We start from the raw sequence: 17,171 nt of genomic DNA on the forward strand, positions 1-17,171 counted from the left end.
ATGAACGTGGCTTCCCCATCGATCTCGACAGTTGACAAGGACTGGTGGCGTGGCGCGGTGATCTACCAGATCTATCCGCGCTCCTACCAGGACTCGAACGGCGACGGCATCGGCGACCTCAAGGGCATCACCGCCCGCCTGCCGCATGTGGCAAGCCTCGGCGCCGATGCGATCTGGATCTCGCCCTTCTTCACCTCGCCGATGCGCGATTTCGGTTATGACGTCTCCGACTATGAGAATGTCGATTCCATCTTCGGTACGCTGGTGGATTTCGACACGCTGATCGCCGAAGCCCATCGCCTCGGCATCCGTGTGATGATCGACCTCGTCATCTCCCACAGCTCGGACCAGCATCCCTGGTTCGTCCAGAGCCGTTCCAGCAAGACCAACGCCAAGGCCGACTGGTATGTCTGGGCCGATGCCAAGCCGGACGGCACGCCGCCGAACAACTGGCTGTCGATCTTCGGCGGCTCGGCATGGGCGTGGGATCCGACGCGTATGCAATATTACCTGCACAATTTCCTGACCTCGCAGCCGGATATGAACCTGCATAACCGGGAAGTGCAGGACCGTCTGCTGGATGTCGTGCGCTTCTGGCTCAATCGCGGGGTCGACGGCTTCCGCCTCGATACCATCAACTTCTATTTCCACGACCCGCTGCTGCGCGACAATCCGGCGCTCGCGCCCGAACGGCGCAACGCTTCGACGGCGCCGGCGGTCAATCCCTATAATTTCCAGGAACATCTCTACGACAAGAACCGCCCCGAAAACCTCGCCTTCCTGAAGCGCTTCCGCGCCGTTCTCGAGGAATTCCCGGCAATCGCCGCCGTCGGTGAGGTTGGCGACAGCCAGCGCGGTCTTGAAATCGTCGGCGAATACACCTCCGGCAACGACAAGATGCACATGTGTTATGCCTTCGAGTTCCTGGCGCCCGATCCGCTGTCGCCGGAGCGCGTCGAGGAAGTCATGCAGGATTTTGAAGCCGCAGCACCCGATGGCTGGGCCTGCTGGGCCTTCTCCAACCACGATGTGGTACGCCATGTCAGCCGCTGGGGTGGGCTGGTCGCCGATCACGACGCCTTCGCCAAGCTCTATGCTTCGCTGCTGATGACGCTGCGCGGCTCCGTCTGCCTCTATCAGGGCGAGGAACTGGGCCTCACCGAGGCTGATCTCGCCTATCAGGATCTCCAGGACCCTTACGGCATCCAGTTCTGGCCGGAATTCAAGGGCCGCGACGGCTGCCGCACGCCGATGGTCTGGGACAGCCAGGTCGCCCAGGGCGGCTTCTCCAGCGTCAAGCCGTGGCTGCCGGTGCCGGTCGAGCATATCCTGCGCGCCGTCAGCGTCCAGCAGGGTGACGAGACTTCGGTGCTGGAGCACTATCGTCGCTTCATCGCCTTCCGCAAGCTGCATCCGGCTTTTGCCAAGGGCGAGATCGAATTCGAGGAGCAGCAGGGCGATACCCTGGTCTTCACCCGCGAATACGGCAATGAGAAGCTGCTCTGCATCTTCAACATGAGCCCGGTCGAAGCCGGCGTCACGCTGCCTGCAGGAGAATGGCAGGCATTGACGGGCCATGGCTTTACCAGCAACAACTATGGCGACAAGATCGATATTCCGGCCTGGGGGGCGTATTTCGCCCGTCTTGCCTAAGGAACGCAGGCCTAGGGAATACAGGCCCAGGGAACACAGGGAGAGAGAAATGACTGGACTGACGCTGAAGGATATCCGCAAATCCTACGGTTCCGTGGACGTTCTCCATGGGATAGACCTCGATATCAAGCAAGGTGAATTCATCGTCTTCGTCGGTCCGTCCGGCTGCGGCAAGTCCACACTTCTGCGCATGATCGCCGGTCTTGAGGCGATCACCGGCGGCGAGATGTATATCGACGGCCATCTCGTCAACGACGTGCCGCCCTCCAAGCGCGGCATCGCCATGGTCTTCCAGTCCTACGCCCTCTACCCGCACATGACCGTGTTCGACAATATGGCTTTCGGCATGAAGATCGCCGGCGAAAGCAAGCAGGAAATCGATCGCCGCGTCCGGGCGGCGGCCGAGAGCCTGCAGTTGACCAAATATCTCGACCGTCTGCCGAAGGCGCTTTCCGGCGGCCAGCGCCAGCGCGTGGCGATCGGCCGCGCCATCTGCCGCGATCCGAAGGTCTTCCTGTTCGACGAGCCGCTGTCCAACCTCGATGCCGCGCTGCGCGTCGCGACCCGCATCGAGATTGCCCGCCTGAACGAGCAGATGGCCGATACGACGATGATCTACGTGACCCACGACCAGGTCGAGGCGATGACGCTCGCCGACCGCATCGTCGTTCTCTCCGCCGGCAACATCGAGCAGGTCGGCGCGCCGCTGGAGCTCTACGAACGCCCCGCCAACCTCTTCGTCGCGAAATTCATCGGCTCGCCGGCCATGAACATCATCCCCGCGACGATCGTCGGAACCGGGAGCGAGACGACGGTGACGCTGACCGGCGGCATGTCGGTGACGCTCGATGTGGCGACCAACGCGTCCGAGAAGGGCAAGCAGGCGAGCTTCGGCGTTCGTCCTGAAGATCTCAGGATCGCCGATGGCGCCGACTATGTTTTCGAGGGCGAAGTCTCCATCGTCGAAGCGCTCGGCGAAGTGACGCTGCTCTATATCGAGGGTCTAGTTCCCGGTGAGCCCATCGTCGTCAAGCTGCCCGGCATCTATGATGTGAAGAAGGGCCAGAGGATGCGATTTGCCGCCGACAGGCAGAAGCTGCATCTCTTTGATGCAAGCGGCCACACCTATCGGAAATGAGGCAGCCATTTTTGGGGTAATAATACCAGAAATTGTGCGGGACGGGCCGAATTCTCACTTTCTGTTAAAGATCGGCTGCTACCTTTTCCCAGTCAATTTATGAGGGGGATAAGCAAGTGGCCGCTTCCAATCCGTCACAGCCAAAATCTCATTTCCTGAGCAAGGAAGAATCCTTCATGTATGACCGCGAGGCGCGGTTCAAGATGGAGGACACCATGAACGCCGCGCGCATCGAATATACGGAAAAGGGCGTTATGCACGCGGCTTCGCGCCGCTGCGATATCGTCCGGATCTCGATGAGCAGCGCGACGCTCGCGATTCTGACCCAGTTCAACCTGCCGAAGCAGTTCTATCTGGATATTCCGGATGCTCGCATCACCAAGGTCGGTTGCCTGCTGATGAAGGTCAACGCCAACAATACCGTGGAAGTTCGCTTCCTGCGCCTGCTGACGCAGAAGGAACTGAACAAGATCTTCGTCTACAGCACCCATCCGGCGCATCGCGACTACGTCCTCGATATCCGCGCCTGACGGATAGCACCGGACCGACGAAATTAAAAAACCGCGGGGTGCTTCGCGCGCGCCGCGGTTTTTCATTTGCCCCGAGCGTCTGGGCTCAGTGGAAGAGCACGCTGGCGCCCTGATCCGAAGCTCCAACGGCGCGGCGGAACGGCGCGAAGAGTTCGCGGCCCATGCCGAATTCATTGTCGGAAAGATCGATCGTCACCGGTTCACGCTCGGCCATGTCGGCCGCATCGACGAGCACTTCTAGCGTGCCCTTGATCGCGTCCAGGCGAATGATGTCGCCGTCCTTGATGCGGGCGATCGGGCCGCCGTCGACTGCCTCCGGCGTGACGTGGATCGCCGCCGGCACCTTGCCTGATGCGCCGGACATGCGCCCGTCGGTCAGGAGCGCCACGCGGAAACCGCGGTCCTGCAGCACGCCGAGCGGCGGGGTCAGCTTGTGAAGTTCCGGCATGCCGTTCGCCTTCGGGCCCTGGAAGCGCACGACGGCGACGAAATCGCGGTTGAGCTTGCCTTCCTTGAAGGCGTCCTGCAGTTCCTGCTGGCTGTGGAAGATGATCGCTGGCGCCTCGATCACGTGGCGTTCCGGCTTGACGGCAGAAATCTTGATGACGGCCTTGCCGAGGTTGCCGCGCAGCATCTTCAGCCCGCCATTCGCCTGGAAGGGCGTCTCGATGCTGGAGAGCACCTTCGGATCGTGGCTCTTTTCCGGCGAGCGCTGGCGCATGACCGCACCGTTGTCGCCGAGCAGGGCATCGATTGTATAGGCTTCGAGACCTTGGCCGAAGACGGTGCGGACGTCGTCATGCACGAGGCCGTGCTTCAGGAGTTCCTTGATGAGGAAGCCCATCCCGCCGGCGGCCTGGAAATGGTTCACGTCTGCAAGTCCGTTCGGATAGACACGGGCCAGCAGCGGAACGATCTCTGAAAGCTCGGCGATGTCCTGCCAGGTGAGCTGGATGCCGGCTGCCCGCGCCATGGCGACAAGGTGCAGCGTGTGGTTGGTCGAGCCGCCGGTGGCATGCAGGCCGACGACGCCGTTGACGATCGAACGCTCGTCGATCATCTCGCCCGCCGGGGTGAATTCATTGCCGAGCGCGGTGATCGCCAGCGCCCGTTTGGCGGCCTCCCGTGTCAGTGCCTCGCGTAAGGGCGTGCCTGGATTGATGAAAGAGGAGCCGGGCATATGGAAGCCCATGATCTCCATCAGCATCTGGTTGGAATTGGCAGTGCCGTAGAAGGTGCAGGTGCCTGGGCCGTGATAGGATTTCGATTCCGCCTCCAGCAGTTCGTCGCGGCCGACCTTGCCCTCGGCAAAGAGCTGGCGCACGCGCGACTTCTCGTCGTTCGGTAGGCCTGTCGTCATCGGACCGGCCGGAACGAAGATCGACGGCAGGTGCCCGAAGGAGAGCGCCGCGATGACGAGGCCCGGCACGATCTTGTCGCAGACGCCGAGGAAGAGGGCGGCATCGAACATGTTGTGCGACAGGCCGACGCCCGCAGACATTGCAATCAGGTCGCGCGAGAAGAGCGACAGCTCCATGCCCGGCTGTCCCTGGGTGACGCCGTCGCACATGGCAGGCACGCCACCTGCCACCTGCGCGACGCCGCCGGCCTTGGCGGCCGCCTCGCGGATGATCGCAGGATAGGTCTCGAACGGCTGGTGAGCCGAGAGCATGTCGTTATAGGCGGTGATGATGCCGAGATTGGGTATGCGGTCGCCGGCGAGCGCATCCTTCTCGGTGGGGGAACAGACCGCAAAACCATGGGCCAGGTTGGCGCAGCCGAGCACAGAGCGCGCGACACCCTTGGACGCCGCGGCGCGCAGGCGTTCCAGATAGCGCTCGCGAGTGGGCTTCGAGCGTTCGACAATGCGGTTGGTGATCGCAGCAATGCGTGCGTGAGCGGACATGGAATATCCCTGCCTTGTTCTGGTTCGTCTCTGTTTGTTCGCCGGCTCCGGCGGCCTGTCAGGCCGTATCAGGGAGCCCAGTAAATCTCGACCGGGGAAGTGGCCCGGCGCAGGATGGCGCGGATCGGCATTTCTGCCTCGTCACCGCTGCCTTCCGCCTTGGCGAGAACGTCTTTTTTGCCTTCGCCCTCAATATGGAGAACCAGGAGTGCGGCATCCTGAAGACTGGAGAAGGTGAAGGTCAGGCGCGGCTCGCCGGCCCCCTCCGCTTCCATGGTGATGATGCCACGCGGCGTCGAAGCGTCGAGCGCCTCGGCAAGATTGCTGCCGCCGGGAAAGAACGAGGCGGTGTGGCCGTCGCCGCCCATGCCGAGGATGACCACGTCGAAGGGGATGCCAATCTCTGCGCTCTTTACCGTCGCAAGCCGTGCGGCCTCCTCGACAGAGGCCGCTGGCTGGTAAAGCGGCACAAAACGCGCCGCCTTCGCCTTGTTCTGCAACAGATTGGCATCGACCAGCAGGTGGTTCGAGCGCGCATTGTCGGCCGGAACGAAGCGTTCGTCGACAAGGGTGATCGTCACCTTGTCCCAGGCGATGTCGTGTGTCGACAGCACCTGGAAGAAGACTTTCGGCGTGGAGCCGCCGGAAACGGCGATGGATGCAGCTCCGCGGGCGGCAATCGCTGCCGAAAGCGTGGTGGCGACCTTGTCGGCGAGGCTGTCGGCGAGGTCTGCGGCGCTGGCGAAGGAATGCAGGGTCGATGCCATCGATTTCCTCCTAGATATCGTCATGCCAGGTGCGGCCGTCACGCTCGATCAGCGCGATGGCCTGGCTCGGGCCCCAGGTACCGGCCGTATAGCCCTGTACCTGCTGGCCGGTCGTTTCCCAACCCTTGAGGATCGGGTCGACCCATCTCCATGCCGCCTCCACTTCGTCGCGACGCATGAACAACGTCTGGTTGGAGCGGATCACGTCCATCAGCAGGCGCTCGTAGGCGTCGGGATTGCGGACGTTGAAGGCCTGGGCGAAGCTCATGTCGAGCGACACGTTGCGCAGGCGCATCCCGCCCGGGCCTGGATCCTTGATCATCAGCGACTGCTTGACGCCCTCATCCGGCTGCAGGCGGATGATCAGCTGGTTGGCGACGATGCGCCCGGCCGCCTGGTCGAAGATCGCATGCGGGATCGGCTTGAAGGTAATGACGATCTCCGACATGCGCCCGGCAAGGCGCTTGCCGGTTCTGATGTAGAAGGGAACGCCCGCCCAGCGCCAGTTGTTGATCTCGGCCTTGATGGCGACGAAGGTTTCGGTGTTCGAGACGCCGCCTTCGAGCTCTTCAAGGTAGCCCTTGACCGGCCCGCTGCCCGATGCGCCGGCGCGATACTGGCCGCGGACCGTCGCCTGCTCGACATTGGAGGCGTCGAGCGGCTTCAGCGCGCGCAGCACCTTCAGCTTCTCGTCGCGCACCGCTTCCGAATCCATCGACGAGGGCACCTCCATCGCTGTTAGGCAGAGCAGCTGCAGGATGTGGTTCTGCACCATGTCGCGCAGCGCGCCGGCGGTATCGTAATAGCCTGCGCGGCCCTCGAGGCCGACCGATTCAGCCACGGTAATCTGCACGTGGTCGATGTAATTGGCGTTCCACAGCGGCTCATAGAGCGCATTGGCAAAGCGCAGGGCCATCAGGTTCTGCACGGTTTCCTTGCCGAGATAGTGGTCGATACGGAAGATCTGCTCTTCCTTGAAAACACGGCCGATCGTGTCGTTGAGCTGCAGCGCCGAAGCAAGGTCGCGGCCGATCGGCTTTTCGACGACGATGCGGGTCGACTTGGTGATCAGCTTGTGCTCGTGGATCTTCTGCGAGATATCGCCGAAGATGCCGGGCGCGACGGCGAGATAAAAGGCGCGCACGCGATCCTTGCCTTCATCGAGCAGCTTCTTCAGCTGATCCCAGCCGCTGTCGGTGCGGGCATCGACCGAGACGTAGTAGAGACGGGCGCAGAACTTCTCCACTTCCTTGTCGTCATATTCGCCCTTCTTCAGGTGTTCCTTCAGCGCATCACGGGCGAATTTGCGGTATTCCTCGTCTGTCAGCGGGCTGCGAGAGGCGCCGATCACGCGGGTCGGTTCGCCGAACTGGCCTTCGATCTGGCGATGATAGAGGGCGGGCAGCAACTTGCGTTCTGCAAGGTCGCCGCTGCCGCCGAAGACGACGTAATCAAAAGGCTCAACGGGAATGATTTGGCTGCTCATGAGCTTGTCTCTCAATCAGGCTTGGTTGACGGCTCTTTTAATCTAATCGATTTAAAAAAGCCAGTGTGCAGTGCAATGAATCTGTCAGGCACCGGTTTTAGAGCGAATTTCCGGAAGAGGAAATCCGCAAACGGACTAAAACTTGTCGCGAAGCGCAAACCACGACAAGGCAAGGAAAAGCAACGGCGCCCGCATTCGGGCACCGCCTGGAAAGGCCGGAATATCGAGCGACTTGAAAAGATCGAGATCGCCGGACTTTCCAAGCACCGCTTCCGCATAGAGCTTGCCACAGTAGTTTGACAGCATGACGCCATGGCCGGAATAACCGCCGATTGAGGTGACACCCGGCATGACCTCGCGCACGAAAGGCTGGCGCGGCATGGTGATGCCGACGCTGCCGCCCCACGCATGGGTGATTTCGATATTCTCGAGTGCGGGATAGATCTCGGCGATCTGCCGGCGGATGTGCTGCGAAATGTCTCGCGGATTGTCTGCGGTATAGGCCTCCCGTCCGCCGAACAGCAGGCGGCCGTCTCCGAATTTGCGGAAATAGCGCACGACGAAGCGCGAATCGGCCACGGCCTCGCTGCCCGGCAGTACATCGGGATGGCCGTCGAGTGGGGCGGTCGCGCCGATGAAGGAGCGGATCGGCATGACATGGCTTGCCGTCACCGGTTCGAGGCCATCGATATAGCCGTCGCAGGCGATCAGCGCGCGCTCGGCGGTGATCGTCCCTCTTTCGGTTTCGATCGTCACCTTGCCGCCGCTCTGGCGGATCGCCGTTGCCTTGCTCATCTCGAAGATCGCGGCACCGGCGTTGGCGGCGACCCGCGCCAGCCCGACCAGCAGCTTCAGCGGATGGATATGGCCGGTGCCGACGTCACGCACGCCGCAGTGGAAACGCTTCGAACCCAGCCTATCCTGCGTTTCCTTCTCGTCCATGAAACTGATGTGCGGATAGCCGTAGCGCAGTGCCGCAATCTCGGCATTTTCGTAATAGTCGCGTTTGTAGCTCGCCTTGTGCGCGACGTTGAGCTGACCGGGCACATAGTCAATCTCGATCTGATGCTCGCGGGAGAAATCGATGAGATGGCGCTTGGCCGCCTCGGCAAGATCGAACAGCGCTCTCGAGCGTTCGTAGCCAATCTTCCTTTCGAGTTCTTCCGGCCACCATCGCTGGCCGGTGCCGAGTTGGCCGCCATTGCGACCTGAGGCCCCGTCGCCGAAGCGGCAGGCCTCGATCAGGACTACCGAGACACCTGATCTGGCCAGATTGTAGGCGGCCTGCAGGCCGGTATATCCGCCGCCGACGATGGCGACATCGCATGTCCTAGAACCGTCGAGAGCGGGATAGGTGGGCCGCTCGCCGACGGTTGCCTGATACCAGGATAATCCCGGCGCGATCGGGCTCTGCCACATCTCGTTCGATGCCATGACAATCCCCTCACACGTTGAGCAGAAGGAATTCCCGCTCCCAGGGGCTGATCACCTGCATGAAAGTCTCGAACTCGCCGCGTTTGACACCGGCATAAAGGCCGATGAACTGCGCGCCGAAGATTTCCTCGAAGGCAGGCTCGTCTTCCAGCAGCGCCACCGCTTCCAGCAGGCCGCGCGGCAGGTCGATCGAGCCTTCATTGGCCGAATCCTCGGTCGGCGCGGTCGGTTCGATCTCCTTCATGATGCCGAGCAGACCGGCAGCAAGCGAAGCGGCGAGCGCCAGATACGGATTGGCGTCCGAGCTCGGCAGCCGGTTTTCCACGCGCCGCGCCTGCGGATCGGAAACCGGAACGCGGAAGGCCGTCGTGCGATTGTCGTAACCCCAGGCATTGTTGACTGGGCAGGACATATCCGGCTGCAGGCGGCGATAGGAATTCACGTAGGGGGCGAGCATCGCAAGCGCGCTCGGCACGTATTTCTGCATGCCGCCGATGAAATGGAAGAACTCCTTCGAAGCCGAACCATCCGCATTGGAGAAGACGTTCTTGCCCGTGTCGATGTTCACCACCGACTGGTGGATATGCATCGCCGAACCCGGCTGGCCCTGCATCGGCTTGGCCATGAAGGTGGCGTAGATATCGTGCTTCAGCGCCGCCTCGCGGATCGTGCGCTTGAACAGGAACACCTGGTCGGCAAGCTCGATCGGATTGCCGTGGCGCAGGTTGATCTCGAGCTGCGCCGGTCCCTCTTCATGGATCAGCGTATCGATCTCCAGCCCCTGCTTCTCCGAGAAATGGTAAATGTCGTCGATCAATTCGTCGAATTCGTTGATGCCGGCGATCGAATAGCCCTGGCCCCCAAGGATCGAGCGGCCGGACCGGCCTTTCGGCGGGTGCAGCGGATAGTCTGGATCGTCGTTTTTGGCGACCAGGTAGAATTCGATCTCGGGCGCGACGATCGGCTTCCAGCCGCGGTCATGATAGAGGCTCATGATGCGCTTCAGCACGTTACGCGGCGTATAGGGCACTTCTCCGCCGTCCGAATCGACGATGTCGCAGATCACCTGCGCCGTCGGGTCGGTTTCCCAGGGCACGACCGACAGCGTCGAAAGGTCCGGCATCAGCTTCAGGTCGCTGTCGCGCGGCTCGTATCGGAAGCTTTCCGTCTCGTCGGGATATTCACCCGAAATCGTATGCCGGTAGATCGCCGAAGGCAGCGCCAGCGAGGTGTTCGAGGTGAATTTCGAGCTCGGCATCATCTTGCCGCGCGGAACGCCGGCAAGGTCCGGCGTGATGCATTCGATGTCTTCGATGCCCCTGTCCCGCAGCCACCGCGCTGCTTCCTTCCAGTTCGCAACGCCGCGCAGGGATCCGGGGTCCGGGGGAGCTTTCGTCGAGGCGGGTACGTTTCTGGCAGGCTTCAGCGTCGTCTTTTTTGGGGACATGACACACCGGTTTGCGTTGATCGTGGCGCCATCATAACCAGACTTTGCCAATTGGCGAGGGGTGGCACACGTTGACTTTCGCCCTTTGATGGAAAAAGAAGACGCGATTTTTCATCGGGGAAACGGGTTTGCAGCGCAAAAGCGACGTCATCGTCATCGGCGCCGGGGCGGCAGGCATGATGGCGGCCATCCGCGCGGGAAAGCGCGGCCGCTCAGTCGTGGTCCTCGACCATGCAAGGGCGCCCGGCGAGAAGATCCGCATATCCGGCGGCGGGCGTTGCAATTTCACCAATATCCATGCAGGGCCGAAGAGCTTCCTTTCCGCCAATCCGCATTTCTGCAAATCCGCGCTCGCCCGTTTTACGCCGGCCGACTTCATCGCGATGGTCGATCGCCACGGTATTGCCTGGCACGAAAAGACGCTGGGCCAGCTTTTCTGCGACGATAGCGCCAAAGACATCATCCGCATGCTGCTGGAGGAGATGCGCACAGCCGGCGCGGTGCTGCATCTCGGCACCGAGATATCAGGCGTCGAAAGGGCAGGCGAGGGCTTCCGCGTCTCCACCGGCCAGGGCGTCTACGAAGCGACCTCGCTGATCGTTGCGACCGGCGGCAAGTCGATCCCGAAAATGGGCGCCACCGGCTTTGCCTATCGCCTTGCGGAGCAGTTCGGCCTGGCCGTGCTCGAAACCCGCCCCGGCCTCGTGCCGCTGACGCTTGATCCCGGCCTGCTCGAAAGCATCGCGCCGCTTGCCGGCATTTCCGCCCCGGCCGAAATCCGCCACGGCAGGAACGCGTTCCGCGAGGCTTTGCTTTTTACCCATCGGGGATTGAGCGGACCCGCCATCCTGCAGATCTCCTCCTATTGGCGCGAAGGTGACGAGATCGCCGTGGCGATCGAACCGGATATCGACATCGCGGCGCATCTGAAGTCGGCAAAGCAGCGCAGCGGCCGCCAGTCGCCACAGACGGCACTCGGCGAGATCCTGCCGAAACGGCTGGCGCAATTTCTGGCGGAACGCGAAAAAATCGCCGGCAACATGGCCGACCTGCCCGACAAGGCGCTGCTGCGCCTTGCCGCCGCAGCGCAGAGCTGGTCGATCAAGCCTTCTGGCTCGGAAGGCTACCGCACAGCCGAAGTGACGCTCGGCGGTATCGATACGGCTGCACTCGACTCGCGCAGTATGGAAGCAAAAGCCGTGCCCGGCCTCTATTTCATCGGCGAATGCGTCGACGTCACCGGCTGGCTCGGCGGCTATAATTTCCAATGGGCATGGGCATCGGGATTTGCCGCCGGTGAATACGCCTGACGCTCCTTACCTCAGCCGTTATTCAGGAGGGCAGTACCCTTCCATGGGGCATGTATTAGCAATAGCGATTCAAGACTTCTTAATAGAGGTGCGCCATCCTGTCTCAATTGGCGGTTTGCAAAGGTCTTCCTAGATTAAGCTTTACCAGCAAGCCGTTTTGTTGGATTGTTGTGTCAGTTAGAAGTGAGGTTTCGACGATGACCAGAAACACACGACGCGCCCGTGCCATCGCAATTGCGCAGGCAAAGCCGAATGCCAGGATGGTCGCCCTGCGTTATCTGATGCTTGCCGCCGGCGCCACCGCCGCCAGCCTCGCATTGCTGCTGTCGCACTTCATCTGATCCTTTCCCGAGACCGGTGACGTCCCTGACGGATGTGATTGTCGCATAGCAGTGCTGCGCCCCACAATTTACAACTATTTCACCACCTTGGCTTAAGCCGCCATCTCTGCTTATCCGAAAATTAATATCTAATCTGACACAATTGTCCGCGAATATTTGGGCATCTCCAAGTTGTTTGGAAATGAACTGGCAATGACTGCCGCCTGGCCTCCGGGTTTCCCAATGTAATCAAGAACAGCTCGATGTGCACCCGGCTGGCGCCATGTGGCCGCCTGCGGGAGGAGTGGTGTATGAAAGGCCCGGAACGCAATGTTGATTGACAAGATTCTTTCCCGCTTCAGGATCAAGACGAAAGTCCTGATCTTCGTTCTGCCCTTCGTGGTCACCATTTCGGCAGTGGGCCTCACGGGCCTCTACGCTTCGGGACTTCTGCAGGGCCGCATGGAAATCTCCAACAGCGTGCTGCAGTCGCTGAGCGGCTTCAAAGATCTTTACGGCTCGATGGACGATTTCCTGCGCGTCACCAGTCCTGAGGCGCGCGACAAGCTGACCGCCGATCTGAAGACCCAGCAAGGCGTGCTCGATGCGACGCTGCATCAGGTCGGTGATGAGGCAGCCGGCCGCGACAGCCTTGCCGAAGCGTCCAGCCGCACCAAGGACATATCGGGCGTCGTCGACAAGCTCTGGGCTCTGCATGAGCAGGAGCAGGCGCTGCACCAGCAGATCGATGCGGCGCAGAAGAGCCTGATCAGCACCCGTTTCACGGTCTCCTATCAGGCCGAGGAACTGCAGACCGCGCTCCAGCGCGACGAAGGCGACGCCACCATCACCCTTCGCACCGCCGACCGCCTGCTGAAGGGCGGCGATTTCCTCGGCACCGTCGCCAGCGGCTACAGCAAGCCGCAGACGCCGCAAGACAAGATCGCCTTCATCAACGAACAGATGCCTGAGATCATCAAATCCCAGCGCCTCATCGCCATTTCGGTTCCAACCAATCAGAAGAACGTCATCGACGCGCTGGCAGCGACCATCGACAGCATCAAGGCGATCGCCCAGATGCCCAGCCCGACCGACGATAACATCGCCGAACTCGGCCGCCTCGTTTCGCGCTTCCGCCAGACCTCGACCTATACGCAGCTGACTGCAACGCAGAAAATGCGCGAGGCGACGCAGCGCTTTGCCGAACTCGAGGGCCGTATCGCCCAGACCAACTCAGTACTTCAGGATACCCGGCGTCTCGAAAATTCCGTCTACTCGCTGCAGATCGTCCTTTCTGATTTCCTCGCCAATTCCAGCAAGGACAATCTCGTTCGCCTGCAGCAGCAGACCGGCACGCTTGGCAAGGACATGCAGGTGCTGACCACCAGCGCCAAGGGCATGGGCTTCGCCGAAGGCATATCAGGTGCGATCCAGCCGGCGCTTGACGCCATCTCCGGCGGTGGCTCGAAGATCGTGGAGACGATCGGCGAGCGCGTCACGGCCTATGCAGCCGCCCGCCAGGAGCTCGATCAAATCTGGACGAAACTCACCGATTTCGCCGAGTTGCAGAAACAGACGGCCGGCACTGAGCGGACCCAGGCAAACAGCATCTCTGTAATGACCACTGGTCTCGGCATTCTCCTGTCGATCCTCGGCGGTATCGCCTTGGTGTTGACGCTGCAGCGCCCGATCAGCCAGATCACCGGCGCCATGCGCCGCATCGCGGAAGGCGCGCTGGATACCAGCATCACCGGCGAACAGCGCTACGACGAAATCGGCGACATGGCCCGCGCGCTCGGCATCTTCAAGGAAAATGCCATCTCGAAGATCCGCATCGAGGAGCAAAGCGACGAGGAGCGCGCCGCCGCCGAACACGAGCGCCAGCGCAACGACGCCGAAAAGCGCGAGATGGATCGTCAGATCGAATTCGCGGTCAATCAGCTTGCCGCCGGCCTCGAGCGGATGTCGCAGGGTGATATCTCGACGACCATCGAAACGCCCTTCATCGGCCGTCTCGAACAGCTGCGCCAGGATTTCAACGGTTCGATGATGCGCCTGCAGGCCACGATGAGCCAGATCCGCGACAATGTCGAACTGATCCAGGGCAACGGCAACCAGATGGCCCAATCGGCCGAAGATCTTTCCAAGCGCACCGAACAGCAGGCCGCCTCGCTTGAAGAGACTGCGGCAGCCGTCGACGAGATCACCGTCACGGTCCGCTCGTCGGCAGAACGCGCCAAGGATGCCGACCAGATCGTCCGCCAGGCCAAGCGCAGCGCCGACGATTCCGCCGTCGTCGTCAGCAACGCGATCGACGCGATGGGCCGCATCGAGGACGCCGCGCGCCAGATCGAGCAGATCATCGGCGTCATCGACGAGATTGCCTTCCAGACCAACCTCTTGGCGCTGAATGCCGGCATCGAGGCGGCGCGCGCCGGCGAAGCCGGCAAGGGCTTTGCGGTCGTCGCCATGGAAGTCCGCGAACTTGCCCAGCGCTCCGCAGCCGCGGCGCAGGAGATCAAGGGGCTGATCAACAAGTCGACCAACGAGGTCAGCTCCGGCTCGCAGTTCGTGCAGGAAACCGGCACGGTGCTTGCCAAGATCAGCGCCCAGATCGTCACGATCAGCCAGCATGTCGAGATGATCGCCCGCGCCAGCCACGACCAGTCCAATGCGCTCCAGAGCGTCAACGCGACCGTCAACCAGATGGACCAGATGACCCAGCAGAACGCCGCCATGGTGGAGGAGACAACCGCCGCCAGCCGCGAACTCGCCGACGAGGCGGATTCATTGCGCCGTCTCATCCAGCAGTTCAAGATCGACGGCGAGGCAAGCGAAGCGCCGGTCTACCGCGCCGCCTGATCGTCGATCGATCCTGTCTTCCTTCGAACGGCCCCAGGTTTTCCGGGGCCGTTTTTGTTTATCGTGCAAGAACGCGAAGATGGAGGAGATTGGAGCGGTGGAGGGATCGGCCGAATGCCGGGCATCCATTGCATGGAAATGACACGGAGTAATATCTCGGGCGACCCTGATTTACGGAAAATTTTCCTTAATGCTTTTGGCTTAATTTAGCCTCGATTTATCTCCGGGGGTTTTGATGCTGCGCCTTTTCTCTTCGTCGATCGTACGCCAGATCGTTGCGATCACGCTGTTTCTGCTGGCGATCAGCACAGCCGCCATCGTCGGCGTGACCTACTACAATCTGAGCCGCTACGTCATGGACGGGGCCGTCTCCGACGCGAGGGACGCCACCCGCTCCATGGCCGTCCTTTATGCGGCGGCCGATCAGGCTGCAAAGATCGAGCTGAAGGACAACCAGCTCTCCACCGTCACGGAAGACGCCATTCCGACTCTGGCCGATCATTCGCTGGTCGACCGGACTGCTCAGTCGATCGCGGGTGTTGCGACCATCTTCCAGAAACAGGGCGGCGACTACGTCCGCATCTCTACAAACGTCAAGAAGGAAAACGGTGATCGCGCCGTCGGCACCAAGCTCGTGGCAGATCACCCCGCCCAACCGGTTCTCGCCAGGGGGGAGGCCTATTATGGTCCGGCGGAGCTCTTCGGCCGCAAGTTCATGACCGGCTATTTCTCCATCAAGAACGCATCGAGCGCCAATGTCGGCATTCTTTTCATCGGCATTCCGATGGAGGTCTATTACCAGCACATGTATCATCTGCAGATGCTGGTTCTCGGCGCCGGCCTCATCGTCATGCTCATCGTCGGGGTTCTCGCCTTCTATGCGATCCGCTTGTCGGTGAAGCCTTTGCAGGCGTTGACGGCGAGCGTCCGCTCGATTTCCTCGGGCGATCTGGAGGGGGCGATCCCTTGTGTCGATAAGAAGAACGAGTTTGGCGACATCGGCCGAGCCCTGGCGCTTTTCAGTGACAGCGCCCGCGCCAGGCGCGACCTGGAAATGCAGGCCGCCGAACAGCGTGCTTTGAGCGATGCCGAACGCGCAAGAAACGATGCCGACAAGCGCTCGCTCGACAGCCAGATCGACTTTGCCGTCAACCAGCTTGCGGCCGGCCTCGGGCGCCTGTCGCAGGGCGATGTCTCTCAGACGATCGGCACGCCCTTCGTCGGCAGGCTCGAGCAGTTGCGCGTTGATTTCAACGCCTCCCTCCTGCGGCTCCAGGATACGCTCTCCGGTATCCGCGACAGCGCCTCGACGATCCAGCGCAACAGCGGCGCCGTCTCGGCCTCCACCGGTGAGCTTTCCAAACGCACCGAGGCGCAGGCCGCCAGCCTTGAAGAGACCGCGGCTGCGGTTGAGCAGATTACCGTGACGGTGCGCTCCTCGGCGGAACGTGCACGCGAGGCGAACAATGTCGTGGCTGCGACCAAGCGCACGGCCGACAATTCCGGCGCCGTCGTCGGCGATGCCGTCGCCGCCATGGAGCGTATCGAGCAGGCTTCGCAGCGCATCGAGCAGATCATCGAAGTGATCGACGACATCGCCTTCCAGACCAATCTCCTGGCGCTCAACGCCGGCATCGAGGCGGCGCGCGCCGGCGAGGCGGGCAAGGGTTTTGCCGTCGTCGCCCAGGAGGTCCGCGAACTCGCCCAACGTTCAGCCGACGCCGCGCGTGAGATCAAGTCGCTGATCGAGACATCCAGCCGCGAGGTGACGGCAGGCTCCGAGCTGGTCCAGAAGACCGGCAGCGTCCTTGCCTCGATCAGCCACGAGATCATCGCGATCAGCGGCCATGTCGAGACCATCGCGACCGCAAGCCGGGATCAGTCGGCCGCGTTGCAGGAGGTCAACGGTTCGGTCAACGCGATGGACCAGATGACCCAGAAGAACGCATCGATGGTCGCCGAGACGACGCAGGCAAGCCGCCTGCTCGCCGGCGAAGCCGATACGCTGATGGCGCTGATCGAGCGCTTCCGCATCGTCGCAGAATCGGCACCTTCTCATCTCGGAAGCAGAAAAGTCGCCTGAGCCCCACAGTTGCAACTGCCGCGAAAGCGCGCCGCTGTGGGGCGCTTTCCCCAGTTGAACTTGGGCGATGTCAGCCAGGCGGCGAAGCGAATGAGGCTGCTATCTCCGAACTCGGCATAGAATCTATCCTCCGCCGCCTTGCTGGCGCATGGCGGGCGATAGTGCCGATATCCCTGGACACCTGCGAGGGTGATCATGTCGATCATGGTAATGTCCTTTCCTGTAGAAGACATCA

Annotated in this window: 12 protein-coding genes and 1 pseudogene; 7 read left to right on the forward strand and 6 right to left on the reverse strand. The window is 61.7% G+C overall.

The window, feature by feature from the left end; genetic code table 11:
• The 3 genes from bglA to EFD55_RS02480 all read left to right on the forward strand — a co-directional run bounded on the left by bglA (position 1) and on the right by EFD55_RS02480 (position 3,321).
• On the forward strand, positions 1 to 1,653 hold the full coding sequence (bglA, locus tag EFD55_RS02470) for a beta-galactosidase BglA (RefSeq protein WP_125842630.1): 1,653 nt from the start codon (positions 1 to 3) through the stop codon (positions 1,651 to 1,653).
• A 49-nt stretch (positions 1,654 to 1,702) separates the two neighbouring features.
• Positions 1,703 to 2,791: an ABC transporter ATP-binding protein gene (locus tag EFD55_RS02475; RefSeq protein WP_125842632.1), complete on the forward strand. Its 1,089-nt coding sequence runs from the start codon at positions 1,703 to 1,705 to the stop codon at positions 2,789 to 2,791.
• Positions 2,792 to 2,967: 176 nt separating this feature from the next.
• Entirely contained in the window at positions 2,968 to 3,321 is a 354-nt protein-coding gene (locus tag EFD55_RS02480) for a hypothetical protein (protein WP_008523602.1), read from the forward strand.
• An 85-nt stretch (positions 3,322 to 3,406) separates the two neighbouring features.
• Here the strand turns inward: EFD55_RS02480 and edd are convergent, their stop codons facing one another.
• From edd to EFD55_RS02505, 5 genes are all read right to left on the reverse strand, one after another.
• Positions 3,407 to 5,227 carry a phosphogluconate dehydratase gene (gene edd, locus EFD55_RS02485; protein ID WP_125842634.1) on the reverse strand — a complete coding sequence of 607 codons (1,821 nt, stop codon included), beginning with the start codon at positions 5,225 to 5,227 and terminating at the stop codon, positions 3,407 to 3,409.
• A gap of 68 nt (positions 5,228 to 5,295) precedes the next feature.
• Positions 5,296 to 5,994, reverse strand: coding sequence for a 6-phosphogluconolactonase (gene pgl / locus EFD55_RS02490; protein ID WP_125842636.1), 699 nt, complete (start codon positions 5,992 to 5,994; stop codon positions 5,296 to 5,298).
• 10 nt (positions 5,995 to 6,004) lie between these two features.
• Complete coding sequence (gene zwf, locus EFD55_RS02495; protein ID WP_125842639.1) at positions 6,005 to 7,480, reverse strand: glucose-6-phosphate dehydrogenase; 1,476 nt, start codon at positions 7,478 to 7,480, stop codon at positions 6,005 to 6,007.
• 135 nt (positions 7,481 to 7,615) lie between these two features.
• On the reverse strand, positions 7,616 to 8,914 hold the full coding sequence (locus EFD55_RS02500; protein WP_125842641.1) for an NAD(P)/FAD-dependent oxidoreductase: 1,299 nt from the start codon (positions 8,912 to 8,914) through the stop codon (positions 7,616 to 7,618).
• Between the two features lie 10 nt (positions 8,915 to 8,924).
• On the reverse strand, positions 8,925 to 10,361 hold the full coding sequence (locus EFD55_RS02505) for a glutamine synthetase family protein (RefSeq protein ID WP_125842643.1): 1,437 nt from the start codon (positions 10,359 to 10,361) through the stop codon (positions 8,925 to 8,927).
• Between the two features lie 88 nt (positions 10,362 to 10,449).
• On the opposite strand from EFD55_RS02505, the pseudogene EFD55_RS02510 reads away from it, so the two are divergent.
• The 4 genes and pseudogenes from EFD55_RS02510 to EFD55_RS02520 all read left to right on the forward strand — a co-directional run bounded on the left by EFD55_RS02510 (position 10,450) and on the right by EFD55_RS02520 (position 16,936).
• A pseudogene (locus tag EFD55_RS02510) lies at positions 10,450 to 11,671 on the forward strand (BaiN/RdsA family NAD(P)/FAD-dependent oxidoreductase).
• A 197-nt stretch (positions 11,672 to 11,868) separates the two neighbouring features.
• Positions 11,869 to 12,012: a hypothetical protein gene (locus EFD55_RS33000; protein WP_164737618.1), complete on the forward strand. Its 144-nt coding sequence runs from the start codon at positions 11,869 to 11,871 to the stop codon at positions 12,010 to 12,012.
• Positions 12,013 to 12,321: 309 nt separating this feature from the next.
• Positions 12,322 to 14,853: a methyl-accepting chemotaxis protein gene (locus tag EFD55_RS02515; RefSeq protein WP_125842647.1), complete on the forward strand. Its 2,532-nt coding sequence runs from the start codon at positions 12,322 to 12,324 to the stop codon at positions 14,851 to 14,853.
• Between the two features lie 235 nt (positions 14,854 to 15,088).
• Complete coding sequence (locus tag EFD55_RS02520) at positions 15,089 to 16,936, forward strand: methyl-accepting chemotaxis protein (RefSeq protein ID WP_125842649.1); 1,848 nt, start codon at positions 15,089 to 15,091, stop codon at positions 16,934 to 16,936.
• Here EFD55_RS02520 and EFD55_RS33585 read toward each other — a convergent pair.
• The gene (locus EFD55_RS33585) at positions 16,909 to 17,142 is read right to left on the reverse strand and encodes a hypothetical protein (protein WP_164737617.1); all 234 of its coding nucleotides are present in this window, start codon (positions 17,140 to 17,142) and stop codon (positions 16,909 to 16,911) included. The genes EFD55_RS02520 and EFD55_RS33585 overlap by 28 nt on opposite strands.
• Positions 17,143 to 17,171: the final 29 nt, after the last annotated feature.

Origin of the sequence: Rhizobium pisi, assembly GCF_003938655.1 — a bacterium.
Lineage (GTDB): Bacteria > Pseudomonadota > Alphaproteobacteria > Rhizobiales > Rhizobiaceae > Rhizobium > Rhizobium pisi.

What these genes read in the sequence shown, in the direction of transcription:
- bglA (WP_125842630.1), top strand. Translation starts at nt 1, where the DNA reads ATGAACGTGGCTTCCCCATCGATCTCGACAGTTGACAAGGACTGGTGG.
- EFD55_RS02475 (WP_125842632.1), top strand. Translation starts at nt 1,703, where the DNA reads ATGACTGGACTGACGCTGAAGGATATCCGCAAATCCTACGGTTCCGTG.
- EFD55_RS02480 (WP_008523602.1), top strand. Translation starts at nt 2,968, where the DNA reads ATGTATGACCGCGAGGCGCGGTTCAAGATGGAGGACACCATGAACGCC.
- edd (WP_125842634.1), bottom strand. Translation starts at nt 5,227, where the DNA reads ATGTCCGCTCACGCACGCATTGCTGCGATCACCAACCGCATTGTCGAA.
- pgl (WP_125842636.1), bottom strand. Translation starts at nt 5,994, where the DNA reads ATGGCATCGACCCTGCATTCCTTCGCCAGCGCCGCAGACCTCGCCGAC.
- zwf (WP_125842639.1), bottom strand. Translation starts at nt 7,480, where the DNA reads ATGAGCAGCCAAATCATTCCCGTTGAGCCTTTTGATTACGTCGTCTTC.
- EFD55_RS02500 (WP_125842641.1), bottom strand. Translation starts at nt 8,914, where the DNA reads ATGGCATCGAACGAGATGTGGCAGAGCCCGATCGCGCCGGGATTATCC.
- EFD55_RS02505 (WP_125842643.1), bottom strand. Translation starts at nt 10,361, where the DNA reads ATGTCCCCAAAAAAGACGACGCTGAAGCCTGCCAGAAACGTACCCGCC.
- EFD55_RS33000 (WP_164737618.1), top strand. Translation starts at nt 11,869, where the DNA reads ATGACCAGAAACACACGACGCGCCCGTGCCATCGCAATTGCGCAGGCA.
- EFD55_RS02515 (WP_125842647.1), top strand. Translation starts at nt 12,322, where the DNA reads ATGTTGATTGACAAGATTCTTTCCCGCTTCAGGATCAAGACGAAAGTC.
- EFD55_RS02520 (WP_125842649.1), top strand. Translation starts at nt 15,089, where the DNA reads ATGCTGCGCCTTTTCTCTTCGTCGATCGTACGCCAGATCGTTGCGATC.
- EFD55_RS33585 (WP_164737617.1), bottom strand. Translation starts at nt 17,142, where the DNA reads ATGATCGACATGATCACCCTCGCAGGTGTCCAGGGATATCGGCACTAT.